This is a genomic window from Haemophilus sp. Marseille-P9675 (genome assembly GCF_916862695.1).
GTDB lineage: Bacteria > Pseudomonadota > Gammaproteobacteria > Enterobacterales > Pasteurellaceae > Haemophilus > Haemophilus haemolyticus_K.
This window is the reverse complement of record NZ_CAKASP010000001.1, coordinates 644,183-667,159: the sequence shown is the minus strand read 5'-3', so window position 1 is coordinate 667,159 and position 22,977 is coordinate 644,183. Positions and strand designations below refer to the sequence as shown.

General features: G+C 38.8%; 15 protein-coding genes. 10 read left to right on the top strand and 5 right to left on the bottom strand.

The genetic code is table 11. The annotated features are described in order from the left end of the window. Positions 1-83 precede the first annotated feature (83 nt). The 3 genes from potC to potA are packed head-to-tail and all read right to left on the bottom strand — an operon-like array spanning position 84 to position 2,816. Positions 84-854 carry a spermidine/putrescine ABC transporter permease PotC gene (potC, locus tag LIX50_RS03190; RefSeq protein WP_118782321.1) on the bottom strand — a complete coding sequence of 257 codons (771 nt, stop codon included), beginning with the start codon at positions 852-854 and terminating at the stop codon, positions 84-86. Continuing rightward, positions 854-1,714 carry a spermidine/putrescine ABC transporter permease PotB gene (gene potB, locus LIX50_RS03185; protein ID WP_226385876.1) on the bottom strand — a complete coding sequence of 287 codons (861 nt, stop codon included), beginning with the start codon at positions 1,712-1,714 and terminating at the stop codon, positions 854-856. The genes potC and potB overlap by 1 nt, the downstream gene beginning before the upstream one ends. Next, positions 1,698-2,816: a spermidine/putrescine ABC transporter ATP-binding protein PotA gene (gene potA, locus LIX50_RS03180; RefSeq protein WP_048953662.1), complete on the bottom strand. Its 1,119-nt coding sequence runs from the start codon at positions 2,814-2,816 to the stop codon at positions 1,698-1,700. The genes potB and potA overlap by 17 nt, the downstream gene beginning before the upstream one ends. A gap of 296 nt (positions 2,817-3,112) precedes the next feature. On the opposite strand from potA, the gene pepT reads away from it, so the two are divergent. Next, a complete protein-coding gene (pepT, locus tag LIX50_RS03175) occupies positions 3,113-4,351 on the top strand; it encodes a peptidase T (protein ID WP_226385875.1) in 1,239 nt (412 codons plus the stop codon). A 169-nt stretch (positions 4,352-4,520) separates the two neighbouring features. Here pepT and LIX50_RS03170 read toward each other — a convergent pair whose 3' ends face one another. Together LIX50_RS03170 and tdeA are read right to left on the bottom strand one after the other, a co-directional pair. Then, positions 4,521-5,150 (bottom strand): histidine phosphatase family protein, encoded by a 630-nt coding sequence (locus tag LIX50_RS03170; protein ID WP_226385874.1) that lies wholly within the window; start codon positions 5,148-5,150, stop codon positions 4,521-4,523. A gap of 90 nt (positions 5,151-5,240) precedes the next feature. After that, a complete protein-coding gene (gene tdeA / locus LIX50_RS03165; RefSeq protein WP_226385873.1) occupies positions 5,241-6,608 on the bottom strand; it encodes a toxin/drug exporter TdeA in 1,368 nt (455 codons plus the stop codon). Positions 6,609-6,912: 304 nt separating this feature from the next. Here tdeA and glnS point away from each other — a divergent pair, with 304 nt between their 5' ends. From glnS to LIX50_RS03120, 9 genes are all read left to right on the top strand, one after another. Continuing rightward, on the top strand, positions 6,913-8,583 hold the full coding sequence (gene glnS / locus LIX50_RS03160; RefSeq protein ID WP_048953669.1) for a glutamine--tRNA ligase: 1,671 nt from the start codon (positions 6,913-6,915) through the stop codon (positions 8,581-8,583). Between the two features lie 65 nt (positions 8,584-8,648). Next, complete coding sequence (locus tag LIX50_RS03155; protein ID WP_005638619.1) at positions 8,649-9,101, top strand: YcgN family cysteine cluster protein; 453 nt, start codon at positions 8,649-8,651, stop codon at positions 9,099-9,101. A 70-nt stretch (positions 9,102-9,171) separates the two neighbouring features. After that, positions 9,172-11,262 (top strand): 4-alpha-glucanotransferase, encoded by a 2,091-nt coding sequence (malQ, locus tag LIX50_RS03150; RefSeq protein ID WP_226385872.1) that lies wholly within the window; start codon positions 9,172-9,174, stop codon positions 11,260-11,262. 9 nt (positions 11,263-11,271) lie between these two features. Next, complete coding sequence (gene glgB, locus LIX50_RS03145; protein WP_048953673.1) at positions 11,272-13,461, top strand: 1,4-alpha-glucan branching protein GlgB; 2,190 nt, start codon at positions 11,272-11,274, stop codon at positions 13,459-13,461. 3 nt (positions 13,462-13,464) lie between these two features. Continuing rightward, positions 13,465-15,441 carry a glycogen debranching protein GlgX gene (gene glgX / locus LIX50_RS03140; RefSeq protein WP_048953674.1) on the top strand — a complete coding sequence of 659 codons (1,977 nt, stop codon included), beginning with the start codon at positions 13,465-13,467 and terminating at the stop codon, positions 15,439-15,441. 22 nt (positions 15,442-15,463) lie between these two features. Further along, on the top strand, positions 15,464-16,765 hold the full coding sequence (gene glgC, locus LIX50_RS03135) for a glucose-1-phosphate adenylyltransferase (protein WP_226385871.1): 1,302 nt from the start codon (positions 15,464-15,466) through the stop codon (positions 16,763-16,765). Between the two features lie 106 nt (positions 16,766-16,871). Continuing rightward, positions 16,872-18,302, top strand: coding sequence for a glycogen synthase GlgA (gene glgA, locus LIX50_RS03130; RefSeq protein ID WP_048953678.1), 1,431 nt, complete (start codon positions 16,872-16,874; stop codon positions 18,300-18,302). Between the two features lie 240 nt (positions 18,303-18,542). Beyond that, on the top strand, positions 18,543-21,008 hold the full coding sequence (locus tag LIX50_RS03125) for a glycogen/starch/alpha-glucan phosphorylase (protein WP_048953680.1): 2,466 nt from the start codon (positions 18,543-18,545) through the stop codon (positions 21,006-21,008). A 181-nt stretch (positions 21,009-21,189) separates the two neighbouring features. Next, positions 21,190-22,965: a ShlB/FhaC/HecB family hemolysin secretion/activation protein gene (locus tag LIX50_RS03120; RefSeq protein WP_048953682.1), complete on the top strand. Its 1,776-nt coding sequence runs from the start codon at positions 21,190-21,192 to the stop codon at positions 22,963-22,965. Positions 22,966-22,977: the final 12 nt, after the last annotated feature.

The following is a 22,977-nucleotide window of genomic DNA, read 5'->3' as shown; positions in this document are numbered from 1 at the left end:
ATGACAGGCATAAAAAAACGCCTTGATTGTGCGTCAAGGCGTATTCTATTTTAAATTCAAAGGTTTGTGAAACCTTTTGTTTATTAATGGTTATTTTTTCGTGTAATAAGCTGACTCAAAATCACAAGAGCTAACGAAAGCACAATCATAATCGTTGCTAAAGCATTAACTTCAGGTGTTACACCGGTTTTCACTAAAGAGAATATTCTCAATGGTAAGATTTCATAACTTACACCACTGACGAATGATGAAACCACAACATCATCTAATGAAATAGTGAAACTTAATAACCAACCTGATACAACAGCAGGTAATGCTAAAGGAAGGATAATTTTACGTAAAATAGTCACTTCGCTTGCACCTAAGTCTTTCGCCGCTTCTAACATTCTAGAATCAAAGCCATTTAAGCGAGAGAAGATAGTTACGGTCACATACGGTAAACAGAAGGTCACATGGGCCAGTAATAAAGACCAGAAACCTAATGAAATACCCACAACCATAAATAATGCAAGCAAAGATACTGCCATTACAATATCTGGTGACATCATGACGATAAATAACATGCCGCTTACCGCTTGTTTACCGCGGAATCGATAGCGGTAAAGTGCGATTGCAGTTAATCCACCTACAATAGTAGCCAGTGTTGCCGCAAAAAATGCAATAGTTACCGAATGAATTGCAGCTTGTATTAAAGTGTCATTATTAAATAAACGCTCGTACCAGTTCCAGCTAAAACCTTTCCAACTTAAACCATAACGATCTTCGTTAAAGGAATTGGTGACCAAAATAATAATTGGGATATACAAATAAGCGTATACCACAAACATAAATGCATTACGTAGTAAACGACTCATTATTCTAACTCCACTTTCTTATTCAATAGTTTGTTCGCTCGGTAGTACACGAAAATCAACAATGCCATTAGAACAGTTAAACCAATACTGATTGCAGAACCAAATGGCCAGTTACGGGAAATTAAGAATTCGCTCTTAATTACGTTACCAACTAGCAATACTTTTGCTCCGCCAAGTAAGTCTGCTACGTAGAACATACCCATTGCTGGTAATAATACTAATAAACACCCCGCGATAATGCCTGGCATGGTTAATGGTAAAATGACACGGAAGAAACGTTGGAATGCATTTGCGCCTAAATCTCTTGCAGCCTCTAATAAGCGATTATCTAATTTTTCAATCGCAGAGTAGAGCGGCAAAATCATAAATGGTAATAGTAAATAAACCAAGCCAATGATTACCGCAATTTCTGTATTTAAAATACGAATTGGTTCACTCAAAATTCCCATATCCATCAACATGGTATTAAGCACACCTTTCACACCAAGAAACACTTTCATTCCATAAATACGGATCAATGAGTTTGTCCAGAATGGTAAAACTACAAGGAATAATAAGAGCGGTCGATATTTAGGATTAATTTTGCTCATCATGAAAGCAAATGGATAGCCAACTAATAAGCAAATAATGGTAGCTATGCCCGACATATACAATGAATTCCACACAACTTGTGCATAAAGCGGATTAAACAAGTTTGTGTAGTTTTCAATGGTGATTGGGAAAGCGTAAAAGTCGCTACCGTCTCTAGTCAGAAAACTTACGGCGAATACCAATAAGTTTGGAATCAACACAAAGAAGATGAGCCAACTGAAGATAATCGCAACAGTAATTTTCTGGAATTTATTATTGATTATCTTCATCGTTGAGAACAACCTCCCAGCCTTCATGCCATGTGATGCCTACGCGTTGACCTACGCTATGATCCATATGTGGGTCGTCTTCGTTAAAGAATTCACTTACAAGTACACGCATGCCATTATGATCAAATTCTACCGTCGATTCTAATGTCATGCCTTTGTAAGTGCGGTCAACAATGTGGCCGATAATTGCTTTAGAATGTTCATTTTCATCTAATTCTTCAATCACAATATCTTCAGGGCGAAGTAGTACTTGAAGTTTTTGATCTTTTTCCACAGGCATATCCGTATAAATATCACAAATACGACCTTCAACATTTGCCAGTACAACTTGTTCTGATTTGCGTTCAATCACAGTGGCTTCAAATACGTTAATTTCACCAATGAAACGAGCAACGAATAAGTTCGCTGGATCTTCATAGATTTCACGTGGAGAACCATCTTGTGCGATTTTACCTTTACGCAACAACACGATACGATCAGACATTGTAATTGCTTCTTCTTGATCGTGGGTGACGAAAATAAAGGTAATGCCAAGCTGACGTTGTAACATTTTGAGTTCATTTTGCATTTGTTTACGCAATTTGTAATCCAATGCGGATAAAGACTCATCAAGTAACAACACTTTTGGTTTATTTACTACGGCGCGAGCGATGGCAATACGTTGTTGCTGTCCGCCAGAAAGTTGGGTTGGCTTACGATCTGCCATTTCTTCTAGCTGTACCATACGCAAGGCTTCTAAAACACGCGGTTTAATTTCGTCGCTTGGTACTTTTTGCATACGCAAACCAAAAGCCACGTTCTCAAAAATTGTCATATGTGGAAATAGCGCATAGCTTTGGAAAACCGTATTAATATGACGTTTTTCCGCAGGGACATTGGTGATATCTTCACCATCTAAAATAATGCTACCTGAATCCAATTCTTCTAAGCCTGCAAGTAAGCGCAAAACTGTGGTCTTACCACAGCCTGAAGGGCCGAGAATAGTGACAAATTCACCGTTATTAATTGTAAGATTGAAATCGTTAATAATGGTGTTAGAACCATAGGATTTTTTGATTGAACGAAGCTCAATAATAGGCTTGTTTTGAAGCTGATTTTCCACTAGCTTTGGTTTTCTCCCTAATTTCACCAATGATTTGGTACTGAGTAGAAATAAAACCTGCAAGACTGCAGGGGCGACATATAAAAATAGACGCCTATGATATAGTGAATTGTTAATAATTAAAAGGACTTAATACCTTAGAAAGTAAAAAAACTGCCGTTCATAAAAATAACAAGAAATTTAACCGCACTTTAGATGAATTTTACTTCGTTAATTTTATAAATATTGTTATATATCAAGATGTTTTCTATTTTTCTCGTTAAACTAAAAAAGATATTTTTAAAAGGAGTGAGAATATGATTTCTCAAATAGATAAAACAGAACTTTTAGAACGATTTTTACATTATGTGTCTTTTGACACCCAATCAAAACCTAATGCTAAGCATTCCCCCAGCTCAGTCGGGCAAATGAAGTTAGCCATGCAGTTGCAAAAAGATCTCATTCAACTTGGTTTAGAGGATGTTGAAGTAAGTAAATATGCAGTTGTGACAGCATTTTTACCCGCTAATGATCCTAACTTAACGAAAACCATTGGTTTAATTGCGCATCTTGATACATCTCCGCAATGTAGTGGTAAAAATGTACGCCCTGAAGTGATAGAGCAATATCGTGGCGGAGATATTGCATTAGGTATTGGCGAGGAGTTTATTAGTCCTGTTTATTATTCTTTTATGCAAAAATTGGTCGGGCAGACTCTGATTGTTGCCGATGGAACCACTTTGCTTGGGGCTGATAATAAAGCGGGAATTGCAGAAATTATGACCGCACTTTCCATTCTTCAAAAAGAGAATATTCCTCATTGTAATATTCGCGTTGCTTTTACGCCGGATGAAGAAATTGGCTTGGGAATCCATTATTTCCCAATGGAAAAGTTTTCCTGTGATTGGGTATATACCATTGATGGGGGAGAAGTAGGGGAATTAGAATACGAAAACTTTAATGCTGCAACGGCAAAAGTGCGGTTTTTCGGGCGGAGTATTCATCCTGGTTATGCAAAGGGAAAAATGGTGAATGCACTGACTTTAGCTTGTGAATTTCAGCAAGTTTTTCCTGTTGATGAAGTACCAGAAAAAACAGATGGGAAAGCGGGCTTTTATCATTTAGAAGATTTTTCTGGCGATATTGAGCAAGTAGAGCTCACTTATTTGATTCGTGATTTTGATGAGCAGAATTTTGCACAAAGAAAAGCCTTTATTCAAAGTCAGGTGGAAAAATTTAATGCTAAGAAAGGTTTGAAAAAGCCTATTGAGTTAGAAATTCAAGATAGCTACCAAAATATGTATGATGTGGTAAGAAAGGTTCCTGAATCAATTGAACTTGCTGATCGCGCAATGAAAGCGGTAGGGGTTAAACCAAATCATAAGCCGATTCGAGGCGGTACAGATGGGGCATTTTTAGCCTCTAAAGGTTTAGCATGCCCAAATATTTTTACTGGTGGCTATAATTTCCATAGTAAACACGAGTTAGTTTCTTTACAAGGCATGGAAAAGACTGTCCAAGTAATTATCGAAATGTTGAAATGTAAAGATCTGTAAAGAAACGTAAAGATTTGTAAAGAAATGTAAAGATTTCTCTTGCTATTCTTTAGATTAGTCAATATAATGACCCCGTTTTATCGAGATTCCTTTGATAAAGCTAAACTTTAGAGATTTTATTCATAAATTCCTTTTTGATGCCCCTAATGATTTAGGGGCTTTTTTTTATCTACTGTAAATGCGTTGTGTCATTTAGTTTTTCAAGGCTAAAGCCTTTTTCATTGTCATAATGAATAATGCTAATGGCAGTATTTAATAAAGATACTGATTTGTCTTTATCTCGGTGATTTTGCCAAGTTGCGCCATTGAGTAAAGCAATTAATAGACGCAAGGTATGCCCATGCGATACCACTAAAATATTTCCTTCTTGATGAACTTTAATAATATCTTGTAAAGATGCGATAGCTCGTTTGGCTAGTTGTTCATAAGTTTCTCCACCATTCGATTCAGCTTTATAGTTTGCAGGATCATTAATCATTTGTTGGAATTCGGGCAAAGGTCGGATCAGTTCCACATTTGTTCCTTCCCAACTACCAAAATAATGTTCATTTAATCCACGATGTTGGAATAAGGGAATGTCACGATCTCCAATAATATAATTGGCCGTGTCAATGGTGCGTTGTAAACAGCTCGAATAGGCCGCAATAAAATCGACATTTTGTAAAGCTTGCCCAGTTTTTACCGCACTTTTAATGCCTTCTTCTGTTAATGGAGAATCCCCACTGCCTTGCATTAATCCTTGTTCATTCCAAACAGTGCGGCCGTGACGAATAAAATAAAAGGTCAGTTGTTTTTTCATTTTTAGGAATATTTATTGGTAAGGTTTATACCTTAAGTGAGGAATGTAATATTAAAAAGGGCGCTTAAAAACGCCCTATGTTTAGTTTTATTAACGAGAGTAATATCCCGCCATTGAGCTATATACCGCATTTTCACTTTGCAACACTTGATATTTTGCATTCAAAATTGCAAGTTGTGATGATTTTTCAGTATTGGCTGCAACTAACCATTCGCGCAATTCGGACACGCCTGCATTATAGCGATTTCGATAATATTGTGTGATACGCTGATTGTAACTATGGGTTTGCTGTAAATTACTTAATGTGCTTTGCGCTTGGGTAAATGCAAAGTAGTTGGTATCCACATTATTGAGAGCGGTGGTAATACGTTGTTCGTAATTTAAACGCGCGGTTTCATAGTCAGCTTCAGAAATTTTAACGTTCCATTTTACGGTGTTCCAATTTAAGAATGGCAAGCTAATTCCCACTGTGCCAGCAGCCACAGGATTGTGTAACGCAGTGCCAACAGTACTTGCTGTTGAAGATAGACTTCCACCTAAATTAACCTCTGGGAACCAACTTTTTTGAGTTGCTTTGGCATTTTTGAATGCACTACTTAAACGGAATTGTGCTGCTTTTACATCAGGACGATTTGCAATCACAGATACAGGAACATTCAAATTTACGCCAGCAGTTTTCACATTCATAATGTGTGGGAAAGTGATATTTAACGCATCGTTTGGTTTTAAGTTCAGCAGGTTGCGTAAGGTTTGTTCAGCCGTTTTGCGTTGGGTTTCAAAATTTAATTTGTTATTACGCGCCGTTAATACTGCTTGTTGCGCTTGATCTACGCTGACCGCATCAGCCACACCTTGTGCTAAACGCGTTTGCATAATATTACCAATGTCAGTGTAATATTTGATCGTTTCGTTGGTTGTGCTAATTGCATCATTTAAATAAGCAATTTGATAATAAGTCGTAACCACAGAATTGATTAATGATAAACGAGCCGATTCCATGTCTTCTGCGGTTGCTTTGTGCGACCATTCCGCAGCATCAGCTGCATTGGCTAAACGTTGCCAAAGATCCAATGTATAGCTCACATTTAGAGAACCTTTGTGTGAAATAGCAGAGTTTGCACTTGTATCAACTCGACGTTGTGCCGCAGATGAAGTTGAACCATTAAATGCAGGTACTAAATTTGCGCCCACTAAATTTGCACTATAAAGCGCACGGTTTACCGCCACGGCTGCTTTAGCTAAATCTTTATTGTTTATTAAAGCTTGTTCTACGAGGCGATTTAATTGTGTATCGTTATATAATGACCACCAATTTTCTTTTACATTATATTGCTTGGTAATTTCTTCATATTGCTTGTAATCTTCAAGGCTAGCTTGATAAGAATCGCCAATATTGGCACATCCCACTAATGCACCAGACATCAACAAAGTAAGCGTGATATTTTTCATTTTAAACATTGAGTTTTCCTTCTTACGAAAATGAGTGGAAAGTGCGGATGATTTTAACCGCACTTTTGTGTTTTACAAAATTATTCCCTTGCGAACCCAATTATAAAACAATCCACTGAACGATTGTTCATGAAAGGCGGCATTGTAATGATTTATTCTATTTTTTGCACGAAAAATCTTGCTGTTAAACACAAAATGCTGAAAAAGTCATAAGTTATTAAGTATAAAGTGCGGTTAGTTTGGCGATCAAATTCACAAAGCCTTGCTTTTCGTATAGAATGGCAAAATTATTTTTTCTATTTATGAGAAAGTTATGAGCAATACAGAAATTCTAGAAAGTGCAGAAAATACTCGCACTCACAATTTTATTACCCAAATTATTGATGAAGATTTAGCTTCGGGTAAACACAAAAGTGTGCATACCCGTTTTCCGCCTGAGCCGAACGGCTATTTACATATTGGTCATGCGAAATCTATTTGTTTAAACTTTGGCTTAGCCAAAGAATATCAAGGTTTATGTAACCTACGTTTTGATGACACCAATCCGGTGAAAGAAGATGTGGAATATGTGGATTCCATCAAAGCTGACGTGGAATGGTTAGGTTTCAAATGGGAAGGTGAACCGCGTTATGCATCTGATTACTTCGATGCGCTTTATGGCTATGCGATTGAATTAATCAAAAAAGGTTTGGCCTATGTGGATGAGCTTTCTCCAGAAGAAATGCGTGAATATCGTGGTACCTTAACCGAGCCTGGTAAAAACAGCCCATATCGTGACCGCACTATTGAAGAAAACTTAGCTTTATTTGAAAAAATGAAGAACGGTGAGTTTGCAGAGGGTAAAGCAAGTTTACGTGCAAAAATTGATATGGCATCGCCATTTATGGTCATGCGTGATCCAGTAATTTATCGTATTAAATTCGCTAGCCATCACCAAACAGGTGATAAATGGTGCATTTATCCAATGTACGATTTCACCCACTGTATTTCTGATGCAATCGAGCGTATTACACACTCAATCTGTACATTAGAATTCCAAGATAACCGTCGTTTATATGACTGGGTGTTAGAAAATATCAGTATTGAACGCCCATTACCGCATCAATATGAATTCTCACGTTTAAATTTAGAAGGCACGTTAACGTCTAAACGTAAATTATTGAAATTAGTCAATGATGAAATCGTAGATGGTTGGAATGATCCGCGTATGCCAACGATTTCTGGTTTACGTCGTCGCGGTTATACCCCAGCTTCATTACGTGAATTCTGCCGTCGTATTGGTGTGACTAAACAAGATAACGTCGTAGAGTATTCTGCACTTGAAGCCTGCATTCGTGAAGATTTAAACGAAAATGCACCACGCGCAATGGCGGTGATTGATCCTGTTCGTGTTGTGATTGAAAACTTTGAAGGGGAAGAAACCTTAACGGCACCAAATCACCCTAATCGTCCTGAATTAGGGGAGCGTCAATTACCGTTTACGAAAGAGCTTTATATTGATCGCGCAGATTTCCGTGAAGAAGCAAACAAACAATATAAACGCTTAGTATTGGGTAAAGAAGTGCGTTTACGTAATGCTTATGTGATTAAAGCTGAACGTGTAGAGAAAGATGCAAATGGTGAAATCACCACGATCTTCTGTACTTACGATCCTGAAACTTTAGGTAAAAATCCAGCGGATGGCCGTAAAGTGAAAGGTGTCATTCACTGGGTTTCTGCTGCACATAATCATCCAGCTGAATTCCGTTTGTATGATCGCTTATTTACCGTGCCAAATCCAGGTGCTGAAGATGATATTGAAAGCGTGTTAAATCCACATTCACTCGTGGTAAAACATGGTTTTGTTGAACAAAGCTTGGCTAAAGCAGAAGCAGAGAAAGGTTATCAATTTGAACGTGAAGGTTATTTCTGTGCAGATAGTAAAGATAGCCGTTCTGAACATTTGGTATTTAACTTAACAGTAAGCTTAAAAGAAGGCTTCTAATTTTAATCAACCAAGTGCGGTCAAAATAAATGCGATTTTGACCGCACTTTTTATTTGTATCAACTATGCAACTTGAACCTAATTTTTGGCAAACAAAATCCCTGCTTGAAATGACCGAATCAGAATGGGAAGCGTTATGTGATGGCTGTGGTAAATGCTGTTATCGCAAATATATTCAAGGACGAGGAAAACGCCAAAAACTTTATTACACCCGAATTGCTTGCAACCTTTTAGATGTGGAAACTGGAAAGTGCGGTAATTATTCAGAGCGTTTTAAAATTGAAACCGACTGCACCAAACTCACCAAAAAGAATTTACCTGATTTTCATTGGTTGCCTGATACTTGTGCCTATCGTTTGCTTTATGAAGGAAAAACACTCCCTGAATGGCATCCACTCATTTCTGGTCATTCAGATTCCTTGAAAAATGCTGATGTTTTAATCAAAAATGGTGTGCATGAACGCAATGTGATTGATTGGTTTGAATTTATTATTGACGAAGATCACACTTTTAAATAAAGCCGATTGTCATCACTTTCAGCTTGGTTATAATCCCTAACAAGAGTTATACAGTTGTCATGTGGTGTCTATGCAAATCTCGGATTCTCTCAAACAAAAAGCAGAAAAATGCGGTATCGCCCTTTCTCATTATGATATTGATGGACATCTTATTTTCGCAGATGAAAAGACGGTTTCAACTTTTGTTGAGCTTTTGCAACCTCCGCCAAAAGAGAAAGGACAGTTTGACGATGTACTCGCTGCATTTGAAAATGAACCGATTGATTATCGACTCAATCGTCTAGATTTGTCGCCTACCGATGAATATCGTTATCAGCTAATTAATGAATCTAATGCAATTCTGCTAGAAAAAACATTTTCAAATTTATCCGCACTTTCCTTACCTCCACTTCCTTTTGGCTATTATCAATTATCTATTTTTTCCTATACTGAACAGTACCGCGTTCGTTTACTTATTTCCCCTAAAACAGCTTTTCAACCACCCGTATTAAAAAATAAAAAAGTGTGGGGCGTGAATGTGCAACTTTACAGTTTACGCTCAGAACAAAACTGGGGCATTGGCGATTTTGGTGATTTAGCTTATTTGATCGAACAAAGTGCAAAATTAGGCGCAGATTATGTAGGAATTAATCCATTACATTTGCCATATCCTGCTGTGCCAAACTGGTCTAGCCCTTATAGTTCCTCCTCTCGTCGTTGGTTGAATTTTTTATATTTAGCGATTCCAGCGTTACCAGAATTTAAGCGTTGCCGTTCAGTTCAAAATTGGTTTAAGCGTGAGGATATTCAAGCAAAAATTGCTGCTTTACGTGAAAGTGATTGCGTCGATTATTCTTCAATATTGGCTTTAAAATTAACCGCACTTGAGTCCCTGTTTGATTTCTTTCAACGTAGTCAATCCGCTGAAATTGTGACACGCCGAAAAATCTTTGCCGATTATCTAAAAAATAAAGGTGAACCTTTGTTGTTACAGGGCTTATTTAATGTATTAGATTTACAAGAACACGCTGATCATCAAGCAGAAGAAAATACCATCGGTTGGCTTGGCTGGCGTAAGGAATGGCAACATTTAAGTGCGGCAAAAAGAAAAGCACTATTAAAAACACACCATGAGCAAATCCAATTTTTTGCTTGGTTACAATGGCTCACGGAAGAACAACTTTCCGCATTACAAAATCTTTGTAAACAGTCTGGTATGAAGTTGGGTATTTATGGCGATTTAGCTGTGAATAGTTCTCGTGGCAGTGCTGATGTATGGAGCGATCCTGATTTATATTGTGTAAATGCCTCTATTGGCGCGCCACCCGATCCGTTAGGCCCTGTCGGGCAAAATTGGAATTTGCCACCTTATAATCCAACGGTGCTAAAAGCACGTGGCTTTGCACCATTTATCGATATGCTACGTGCCAATATGCAATATTTCGGTGTGCTACGCATCGATCATGTTATGGGCTTATTCCGTTTGTGGTGGATTCCAGAAGGAAAAAACGCGGCTGACGGTGCTTATGTGCATTATCCTTTTGATGAATTAATGGCGATTCTTGCCATTGAAAGTGTACGCAATGAATGTTTGATTATCGGTGAAGATCTCGGCACTGTGCCTGATGAAGTGCGGTGGAAATTAAACGAGTTTCAAATTTTCTCTTATTTTGTATTGTATTTCGCCCAACGAAATGGCGAATTTCCTCGTATATCTGATTATCCTCGAAATGCTTATGCCACTATTGGCACGCATGATGTTCCCTCATTACAAAGTTTTTGGCATTGCCGTGATTTAGAATTATTTAATCAACTCGGTATTCTGAATGGGGAAGTGCTCAAGCAAAAATATGATCAACGCGTCATGGATAAACAAGCCTTATTAAATAGTTTACATCGTGATAATTATTTACCGCCGCATTATGAAGGCGATGCGCTTTCTATGGCGATGCACGATCATTTAAACCTAATGATCCATCATTATTTAGCGGAAAGTAACAGCCGATTGATTGGTGTGCAATTAGAAAATTTACTTAGCCAAGAAATCAGTTTTAATTTGCCGGGCACCTCAAATGAATACCCAAACTGGTGTAAGAAACTTTCTCAACCGTTAGAGTTTATTTTTAGTAATGAAGCTTTAAAAACGTTCTTTGTGCAAATTAACCAAGGGCGAAATGTATAAGGAGTAAATATGACAACCGCAGTAACCCAAGCAATTATTGATGGTTTTTTTGATGCGAGCAATGGCGATCCTTTTGCTACGCTTGGTATGCACGAAACCGAGCAAGGAATTGAAATTCGTACGTTATTGCCAGATGCCAATCGAGTGGTGGTAATTGAGCGTGAAAGTGGTAAAGAAATAACGGAACTGGATTGTGTCGATGAGCGTGGTTTTTTTGTTGGTGTTATTCCAACTTGTCGTCATTTTTTTGCTTATCAATTACAAGTTTTTTGGGGCAATGAATCGCAAATAGTCGAAGATCCTTATCGTTTTCATCCTATGATTGATGATTTAGAACAATGGCTACTTTCTGAAGGTTCTATGCTTCGCCCATATGAAATACTTGGTGCGCATTTTATGGAATGTGATGGTGTGAGCGGGGTGAATTTCCGCTTGTGGGCACCTAATGCAAGACGAGTTTCTATTGTGGGTGATTTCAATTATTGGGATGGTCGCCGTCATCCTATGCGTTTTCATCTAAAAAGTGGTGTGTGGGAGCTCTTTTTACCAAAAGCCAGTTTAGGACAGCTCTATAAGTTTGAATTAATTGATTGCCATGGCAATCTTCGTTTGAAAGCCGATCCATTTGCCTTTAGTTCGCAACTTCGCCCTGATACTGCATCGCAAGTGAGTGCATTACCAAATGTTGTCGAAATGACGGAACAACGCCGTCAAGCAAATCAAGCGAATCAACCGATTTCCATTTATGAAGTACATTTAGGATCTTGGCGTCGTAATTTAGAAAATAATTTTTGGCTAGATTACGATCAAATTGCTGATGAATTGATTCCTTATGTAAAAGATATGGGCTTCACCCATATAGAATTTTTACCGCTTTCTGAATTTCCATTTGATGGTTCTTGGGGTTATCAACCACTTGGGCTTTATTCGCCAACCAGTCGCTTTGGTTCACCTGAGGCATTCCGTCGTTTAGTAAAACGTGCACATGAAGCAGGAATTAATGTGATTTTAGATTGGGTGCCTGGTCATTTCCCAAGTGATACGCATGGTTTAGTCGCGTTTGATGGCACGGCTTTGTATGAGCATGAAGACCCTCGCGAAGGCTATCATCAAGACTGGAATACCTTAATTTATAACTATGGACGTAATGAGGTCAAAAATTTCTTATCCAGTAATGCGCTGTATTGGCTTGAACGTTTTGGTGTAGATGGTATTCGTGTGGATGCCGTGGCTTCGATGATTTACCGAGATTACAGCCGTGCGGAAGGGGAGTGGATTCCAAATCAATATGGTGGACGTGAAAACTTAGAAGCCATTGAATTTTTAAAACATACCAACTGGAAAATCCACAGCGAAATTGCGGGTGCGATTTCTATTGCGGAAGAATCGACCTCTTTTGTTGGTGTGACTCATCCGAGTGAAAACGGTGGCTTGGGCTTTAATTTTAAATGGAATATGGGCTGGATGAACGATACGCTCGCCTATATGCAGCTTGACCCAATTTACCGCCAATATCATCACAATAAAATGACTTTTGGGATGATGTATCAATACAGCGAAAATTTTGTGCTACCGCTTTCCCATGATGAAGTGGTGCATGGCAAATATTCACTTCTCGATAAAATGCCAGGAGACGCATGGCAAAAATTTGCGAACTTACGTGCTTACTACGGCTATATGTGGGGCCATCCGGGTAAAAAATTGCTCTTTATGGGTAATGAATTTGCTCAAGGTCGTGAGTGGAATTACGAAGAAAGTTTGGACTGGTTCTTACTTGATGAAAATATCGGTGGTGGCTGGCATAAAGGCATATTGAAATTAGTAAAAGACTTGAATCATATTTACCGAGAAAACTTACCGCTCTTTGAACTGGATTATTCACCTGAAGGCTTTGATTGGCTTGTCGTTGATGATGCGGCAAATTCTGTATTTGCTTTTGAACGTCGCAGCTCAAATGGTGAGCGTATTATCGTCATCAGCAACTTCACTCCTGTGCTTCGCCATAATTACCGTATTGGGGTAAATGTTGCAGGCACTTATGAAGAAATTCTGAATACTGATTCTATGTATTATCAAGGCTCTAACGTGGGCAATTTCGGCTATGTAACAAGTGAAGAAATTGAAAGCCATGGACGAGAAAATTCTATTTCGATTTCTATTCCACCATTGGCGACAGTTTATTTGAAATACAATTTGTAAGATATGTTTACGATTTATAACAACGGCAAACCAGCGCCAATGGGCTATTCAATATTTACCGAGAATGGCGTGAAGGTGACTAATTTTGCACTGTTCTCTGCTGCAGCGAGTGGTGTGGAACTTTGCCTGTTTGATGGGGATAAGGAAACGCGCTTTCCTATGGTTCGCACAAATAATGTATGGCATTTAGCTGTAGCAGGCGTTGAGGTTGGGACAGAATATGGATTCCGCATTAATGGTGAATATGCCAATCCGAATAAGTTAATGCTCGATCCCTATGCGAAAGCCGTGAATGGTAAACCTGATTTAAGTAGCGAAGAAAGTCGTTCTTGGTTTTTAATGAATGATCATCGCGATAATGCTCATATTGCGCCAAGAGCGGTGATTATTTCTGAAGATTTTGATTGGGAAAATGATACTGCACCCAATACGCCTTGGGCGGAAACCATTGTATATGAATTGCACGTTAAAGGTTTTAGTCAACTTAACGACAAGATTCCCGCTGAATTACGGGGCACCTATGCGGGCTTAAGTCATCCTATCAATTTAGCTTATTTAAAAGAATTAGGCGTGACAGCAGTGGAATTGCTGCCTGTAAATTTTTATATAAATGAACCGCACTTACAGGCACGAGGCTTACAAAATTATTGGGGATACAATCCCTTAGCCATGTTTGCGGTGGAACCTAAATATGCGGCAACAAATAATCCATTAGCTGAATTTAAAGCGATGGTGAAGGCGTTTCATAAAGAGGGCATTGAAGTTATTTTAGATGTGGTATTTAACCATTCCGCAGAATCAGAGCAAACTTACCCAACATTCTGCCAGCGTGGCATTGATGATCAAACTTACTATTGGCGCAACGATCAAGGGCGTTATATCAATTGGACAGGCTGCGGCAATATGCTCAATTTATCCTCTGATGTTGGGCGAAAATGGGTCGTAGATTGTTTACGTTATTGGGTTGAACACTGTCATGTTGATGGTTTTCGATTTGATTTAGCCTCCGTGCTCGGGCGTGATACACCCGATTTTAATCCACAAGCTCAACTTTTTACTGACATAAGAAATGAGCCAAGTTTACAAAATATTAAATTGATTGTAGAGCCTTGGGATATAGGACATTACGGTTATCAAGTCGGAAATTTCCCAAATTATTTTGCAGAATGGAATGATCGTTTTCGTGATGATCTTTGCCGTTTTTGGTTATGGAAAAGTGGTGAAATTGGCGCATTTGCAGAACGCTTTGCGGGTTCTAGCGATTTATTTAAGAAAAATGATCGCTTGCCACACACAACGCTTAATTTTATTACTGCTCATGATGGTTTCGTCATGCAAGATTTGGTGAGTTATAACCAAAAACATAACGAAGCGAATGGCGAAGAAAATCGTGATGGTCGCAACGAAAATTACAGTTATAACCATGGGGTAGAAGGTTCTACTGAATCCCTTTCTGAGCCGCAAAAAAGTGCGGTGGAAAATAACCGCACTTTTGCACAAAGCGGATTATTAATGAGTTTATTGCTGGCGAATGGCACACCTATGCTTTTGGCGGGTGATGAGTTCGGCAACACTCAATATGGTAACAATAATGCCTATTGCCAAGATAACGAAATTACTTGGCTGAAATGGGCAAATTTTAACAAGGAATTATTTGAACTTACCAAGCAAACGATTGCAGCGCGTAAGCAAATTGGTAGTTTAAACCGGAATCAATGGTGGTCAGGTGACAATGTGCAATGGCTTAACATTCACGGTAACCAGATGACAGTTGACAATTGGCAAAATCAACAAACCAAAGCATTACAAGTAGTTTTAGATAAGCATTGTCTTTTATTGATTAATGCCAAAGCCGAAGGGCAGGTTTTTCATTTATCCGATGGAAAATGGAAACCTCAAATCGGCACACATAATTTAACCCTCGATGCACAACAAGCAGAGCTTAGCTCAATGGGCTTTTGTATGCTGAGTGACGAATAACTATAAGACTATGGAGATCCTTATGAAAGCTGGCGACCTTAACAAATATGATTTAGTTAAAAATACTTTGGTGCTTATTCTTGCGGGTGGACGTGGTTCACGCTTGCATGAACTTACGGATAAACGCGCAAAACCCGCTCTTTATTTTGGTGGTAACCGCCGTATTATTGACTTTGCACTTTCTAATTGTATTAACTCTGGTTTGAACCGAATTGGGGTAGTGACTCAATACGCAGCACATTCTTTACTTCGTCATTTGCAAACAGGTTGGTCTTTCTTACCACAAGAAAAAGGGGAGTTTGTTGATATGCTTCCCGCACGCCAACAAATTGATGATTCAACTTGGTATCGTGGTACTGCGGATGCTGTTTATCAAAATATGGCGATTATTCGTGATCACTATCGCCCTAAATATGTTTTGATCTTGGCGGGTGACCATATTTACAAACAAGACTATAGCGTCATGTTGATGGACCATGTGAATAGCGGTGCAAAATGTACGGTGGGCTGTATTGAAGTACCACGCTCTGAAGCACATGAATTTGGTGTCATGGCAGTAAACGAAAATTTAAAAGTCAAAGCCTTTGTTGAAAAACCAAAAGATCCGCCTTCAATGGTAGGTAAACCCGATATTTCACTAGCATCAATGGGGATTTATGTATTTGATGCGGATTATCTTTATAAAATGTTGGAGAGAGAGGTCAATACACCACAAACTAGCCACGATTTTGGTAAAGATGTATTACCAAAATGTTTAGCAGAAGAAACCCTTTATGCGCATCCTTTCAGCCGTTCTTGCATGGGACGTAATACTGAAGGTGAAATTTATTGGCGTGATGTGGGTACATTAGATAGCTTTTGGCAATCTAATATTGACTTAGTCTCTGAAAATCCACAGCTTGATATTTATGATCAAAGTTGGCCAATTCGCGGTAATCCAATTCAAGCTTATCCGTCAAAATTCTTCTACAAAAATTCAAATGTTCATCCAGTCGATAATTCTTTAATTGGCGGTGGTTGTGTGATTACTGATGCCTCTATCAGTAATTCCGTGCTATTCGATCGCGTTAAAATTGATGCTTTCTCAAAAGTGGATCATTGCGTGGTATTGCCACAAGTTAAAATCGGTAAGAATTGTATATTGAAAAACTGTATTCTCGACCGTGAATGTATCATTCCAGATGGCATGGAAATTGGTGTGAATATAGAAGAAGATAAAAAACGTTTCCGTATCAGTTCAACCGGTAAAGTGATTTTAGTTACCCCGAAAATGCTGAAAAAATTAGAAGGGGAAGAAGTCGTATCTGAAGAGCATTTAGATTGATGATGAAAAGTGCGGTTAATTTTGACCGCACTTTATAACCCCCTCTTTTCTAAAGAGGGAAATTGATCGAGCATTATTTATGTTTTATAGGGAAAATAAAAATTAAATGAAAGTTTTACACGTTTGCTCTGAATTTTATCCGCTCCTTAAAACAGGCGGTTTAGCCGATGTTTTAGGAGCTTTGCCACAAGCCCAAAATCAAATAGGACTTGATGCACGCATTTTATTGCCTGCTTATCCAGCGATTTCTGCAGGTATTTCTAATACACAAGTTGTTGCTGAATTTGATAATTTTGCGGGACACGTTGTGTTGCGTTATGGCGAATATAATGGTGTAGGTGTTTATTTAATCGATGCACCACATTTATATGCGCGTGAGGGGAATCCATATCACGATTGTTACTATAATGATTATGGTGATAACTATAAACGTTTTGCCTTACTTGGTTGGGTTGGCGCTGAATTATCTACTGGTTTAGATAGCTGGTGGCGTGCAGATGTGGTTCATGCTCATGATTGGCATGCAGGTTTATGTGCCGCTTACTTATTTAATAAAGGTCGCCCAGCAAAATCCGTATTTACGATCCACAATTTAGCGTATCAAGGACAATTTCATTATCAGCATTTATTTGAAATTGGCTTGCCTGCAGGCATGTTTAATGTTGATGGTTTAGAGCTATTTGGACAGATTTCCTATTTAAAAGCAGGCTTATTTTACTCCGATGCCAGCACTGCAGTGAGCCCGACGTATGCCAAAGAGATTACAACACCTGAATTTGCCTATGGATTGGAAGGTTTACTTTCTGGCTTAAAATCTCAAGGGCGTTTAGTAGGGATTCTTAATGGTGTAGATGAAAATATTTGGCATCCAAATGCCGATCAATATATTAAGCATCGTTACAAATTGAAACATATGGCAGGTAAAAAACAGAATAAAGCTGAACTGCAAGCTTATTTTAATTTACCGCAAGATGAAAATGCATTGGCATTTGTGATGGTAACCCGCTTAACCGAACAAAAAGGCGTGGATTTATTGATTGAAAGTGCGGATGAAATTGTAAAACAAGGTGGCCAGTTGATGATTTTAGGGTCTGGCGCACCGCACTTTGAACAAGGTATTCGTGAGCTTGCTGAACGTTATCCACAACATGTTGCAGTCAAAATTGGTTATGATGAAACACTGTCACATTTATTAGTGGCCGGTGGTGATGTGATTTTAGTGCCAAGCCGTTTTGAGCCTTGTGGCTTAACACAACTTTATGGTTTGCAATATGGCACCCTGCCTCTTGTTCGTAAAACGGGTGGTTTAGCCGATACGGTGGTGGATAGCACTCCTGAAAATATTAAAGATCGCACGGCAACTGGTTTTGTTTTTGAGCAAGCTACCGCTGAAGATTTACGCAGAAGCATTCAGCAAGCGTTTGATATTTGGCAAAAAACGAGAGTGTGGTCAGCATTACGAGCGAATGCGATGGCGCAAGATTTCAGCTGGCGTAAAGCAGCAGAACAATATCGTGCACTTTATGAACGTTTGTAGTTTTATTTATAAACGTTAAGAGCAATAGTCTGTTTGTAGATTATTGTTGCAAGCTCTGTGATTGTGCTTGTTTTTCGACAAGATAAGCATAAAATTTGAACGAATTTATTAGAGGTATAAAGGTTCTCGGATACAAAGAGCGGTCTATTTCGATTGATTTTTTGAAATGTGCGTGAATTTTTAAATCAACATCTCTTTTATTATAGATAATTTTTTAACATTCAAACCGAGGTTTTACTTATGATAATGGATAATTTTGATTCTCCATTCCTATACAATCGCCCACAAATGACTGTTGAGGCAATCAAAAAATCAATTGTTTATAAGCTTATTTTTTTAATTGGTCGATCACCGCGTGAAGCGAGCCAACGCGATTGGCTTAACGCAACACTCCACGCTGTGCGTGACTTAGTAACAGAGGGTTGGATCACCACTGCGCGTCAAACTCGAGCGGAAGATTCCCGCCGTGTTTACTACCTTTCAATGGAATTCTTAATTGGACGTACCCTTTCTAATGCCATGATTGCAGAAGGTATTTATGGATTAGCACAAGAAGCCTTGTCTGAATTAAATGTGGATTTAGAAGAAGTGTTGGAAAAAGAAGTTGATCCTGGCTTGGGTAATGGCGGTTTAGGTCGTTTGGCTGCTTGCTTTATGGACTCTATCGCCACTTTAGGCTTACCCGGTATGGGCTACGGGATTCGTTATGAATATGGTATGTTCCGCCAAAAAATCGAAAATGGTCAGCAAGTTGAGTGCCCAGATGCATGGCTTGAAAAAGGAGCACCTTGGGAGTTCATTCGTCCATCTAAACGCTTTACCGTAGAATTTGGTGGAAACATTCATTTCGAAGGCAAAAAATGTATTTGGCAAGATACCGAAAAAGTGACTGCGCTTGCTTACGACCAAATGATTCCGGGTTATCAAAACAATTCTGCAGCAACATTACGCTTATGGTCTGCTCATGCAGGTGAAGTATTTAATCTTGCAGACTTCAACCGTGGTGAACACCTAGCAGCATTAGAAGAACACTCCGCAAATAAAAACTTATCTCGCGTACTTTATCCTGATGATTCTACTTGGAATGGTCGCGAATTACGTTTACGTCAAGAGTATTTCTTAGTATCTGCATCACTTCAAGATATTTTACGCCGTCACAAACGCACCCATGATAGCCTTGAAAACTTGGCTGATAAAGTGGCAATTCATTTAAATGACACACATCCAGCTTTAGCAATTCCTGAGTTAATGCGAATTTTAGTGGACGACGAAGGTTTCGAATGGAAAAAAGCTTGGGAGATGACGCGTAATATTTTCTCTTACACCTGCCATACTTTAATGTCAGAAGCATTAGAAACTTGGCCAGTGGAAATGATGGCAAAAATCTTGCCACGTCATTTACAGATGATTTTTGAAATCAATGATCATTTCTTAGAGTATGTTCGTTCTTACGTCACCACGGATAACGATTTTATTCGTCGTGTTTCATTGATTGAAGAAGGTTATCAACGTAAAGTGCGTATGGGATGGCTATCCGTGGTAGGTTCACACAAAATTAACGGAGTTGCCGAAATTCATTCCGATTTAATGGTGACTTCAACCTTTGCAGATTTCGCTCGTATTTTCCCAGAACGCTTTACCAATGTGACAAACGGTATTACCCCTCGTCGTTGGTTAGCCGTTGCGAATCCACAGTTAGCAGACTTATTCGATAAATACATTGGTTCAGAATGGCGTTGTGATTTAAGTCAAATCGAAAAACTTAAACCATTTACGCAAGAAAAAGCATTTAAAGAAGCGATTGCGGATATTAAATTTGCGAACAAAGTGAAATTGGCGGAATACGTGAAATCTGAATTAGGTGTTGAACTTGATCCACATGCGTTATTTGATGTTCAAGTCAAACGTATTCACGAATATAAACGTCAAATGTTGAACGTATTGCATATTATTGCTCGCTATAATGAAATGCTTGCTCATCCTGAAAAAGATTGGCAACCGCGCGTATTTATTTTAGCTGGTAAAGCTGCTTCGGCTTATTATGCAGCGAAACAAACGATCCATTTAATTAATGATGTTGCTAATGTCATCAATAATGATGAGCGTTTGAAAGGCCGTTTAAAAGTAGTGTTTATTCCAAATTACAGTGTGAGCCTTGCCCAGTTAATTATTCCAGCAGCGGATATTTCAGAGCAAATTTCACTTGCAGGCACAGAGGCTTCTGGCACCAGTAATATGAAGTTTGCCTTAAATGGTGCATTGACACTCGGTACACTTGACGGTGCGAACGTGGAGATTTTGGAAAACGTGGGTGAAGATAACATCTTTATTTTCGGTAACACTGTGGAACAAGTTGAGCAACTTCGTCGAGAAGGGTATCGATCATTTGAATACTATCAAAACGATGCTCAATTACGCACAGTCGTGGATCAAATTATTGAGGGTAAATTCTCACCAGAAGATCCTCAACGTTATCATCAACTATTACAAGGCTTGCAATACCACGATTATTATCAAGCTTTTGCTGATTTCCGTAGTTATGTAGAAACTCAAAAAGCCGTAGATGAAAAATACAAACAACGCGACAAATGGATTGAAAGCACCATTCAAAATATCGTGAATATGGGCTTCTTCTCATCTGACCGCACGATTAAAGAGTACGCAGAGAGAATTTGGAAAGTTGAGCCAGTTCAATTAGGTGATTAATTTTCTATTCATAGCCAATAAATAAATTATCTGCATCAAGCACGAGTTTGATGCAGATTTTTTTATATTTAAACTAATGAAAAATAACAGAAATTACCGATGTAAACTTTATAGTCTTTTTAAATAGATTTTGATATCTTATCAACCATAATTTATTAATCACTTTATCTTTAGGGTAACAATGAAAAAATCCTCACACTTTTTTCTTTCTAGTTTATTATTTATTTCCTCTTTTGCTTTGGCAGCGCCAAGCTCACCAAATGCAAATGTAGAAAAACAAATCGATGCCCAACAACAAAAGCAACAAGCGGAACAAGATGCCGCCATTTTAGCGCAGCAAACGCAATCCGCGAATGTGCGTTTAGAGGGTGAAAAAGAGGCTTCGCTTAGCTTCCCTCAGAATGAGGCACAATGTTTTCCTATCAATCAATTGGTGCTGACCGATTATCAAGCTGAAGAAGAAAATTCATCAGCTTCTTCTCTTAAATTAATCCAACCAAGCCAATTCTCTTGGGTATTAAAGTCAGTTTATGCTGAGCGTGATTTTGCGCTGCCTGCTTGTATTGGCTCTGAGGGGATTAATGTATTACTTCGTCGTATTCAAAATCGTTTAATTGATTTGGGATATGTCACTACACGCGTGGTGGTGGAGCCGCAGGATTTGCGTTCAGGCATGCTCGTACTCACCGTGATTCCAGGTAAAGTAGGCCGTATTCAATTACAAGACCAAAGTGCGATTCCGTTTGCGACCCGTGGTACCTTATGGTTTGCCATGCCAATGGCGCAGGGGGATATATTAAATATTCGCAACATTGAACAAGGTTTAGAAAACTTAAAACGTGTACAGAGTGCTGATGCAAATATGGAGCTTGTGCCAACGGATGCAGTCGGTGAAACAGACGTGGTGATTGCTTATAAGCAAAGCTTACCTTTTCATTTGACTTTGGGATTAGATGATTCAGGCAGTAAAGCTACGGGGCGTTTACAGGGTTCTGCCACGTTTTCCTGGGATAACGTGCTAACACTTAATGATATGTTCTATATCAGCGGTACACGCAGCTTTAAGCGTCATAGTGATGATGTTGAAGGCGATTATGGCAGTAAAAACGTAACACTCTATTATTCAATTCCTTGGAGAAACTACCTTTTAACTCTTTCAGGCTCTAAATATTCTTATCATCAAACAGTCGCAGGGGCTTTTGAGTCTTATGTCTATTCTGGCGAAAGCCAACAAATGAAAGCGAATTTAAGTCGCTTACTCTCTCGTGGTAGTCAACATAAAACGTATATCAATGGTGCATTATGGACGAAAAAATCTCATAACTATATTGATGATACAGAAGTTGAAGTACAACGTCGTCGAACAGCAGGTTGGGAAGTGGGGCTTAATCACACTCAATACATTGGTGATACAGTGCTACAACTGTTTGCGAACTATAAACGTGGTACGGGTGGGAATAAATCCTTACCCGCTCCGGAAGAAGAGTTTGGTGAAGGGACTTCCCGCATGCAGATTTTTACTGCAGGCGTTGATTTTACCTATCCTTTCACTATCGGCAATCAACCTTTCCGCTTTAACACCAGCTGGAATGGACAATGGAACGGCACACCTTTAACACAACAAGATAAATTTAGTATTGGTGGTCGTTATACCGTGCGAGGGTTTGATGGCGAGCTATCACTTTCCGGTGAAAAAGGTTGGTTATGGCGAAATGAATTAGGTTGGAATATCGCCAATAAGGGACATGAGCTTTATTTAGGGATTGACCGAGGAAAAGTGCACTCTAGCCAAGAAGAGCTTCAAATTGGTGATAGCTTAATGGGCGGCGTAATTGGACTTCGCGGTAAATTATGGGGCATTAACTATGATTATTTCGTAGGTGTTCCAATTAAAAAACCGGAAGGATTTAGAACCAGTCATGTGACAACCGGATTTAATGTGAGCTACCGTTTTTAATGCTCACGCTTT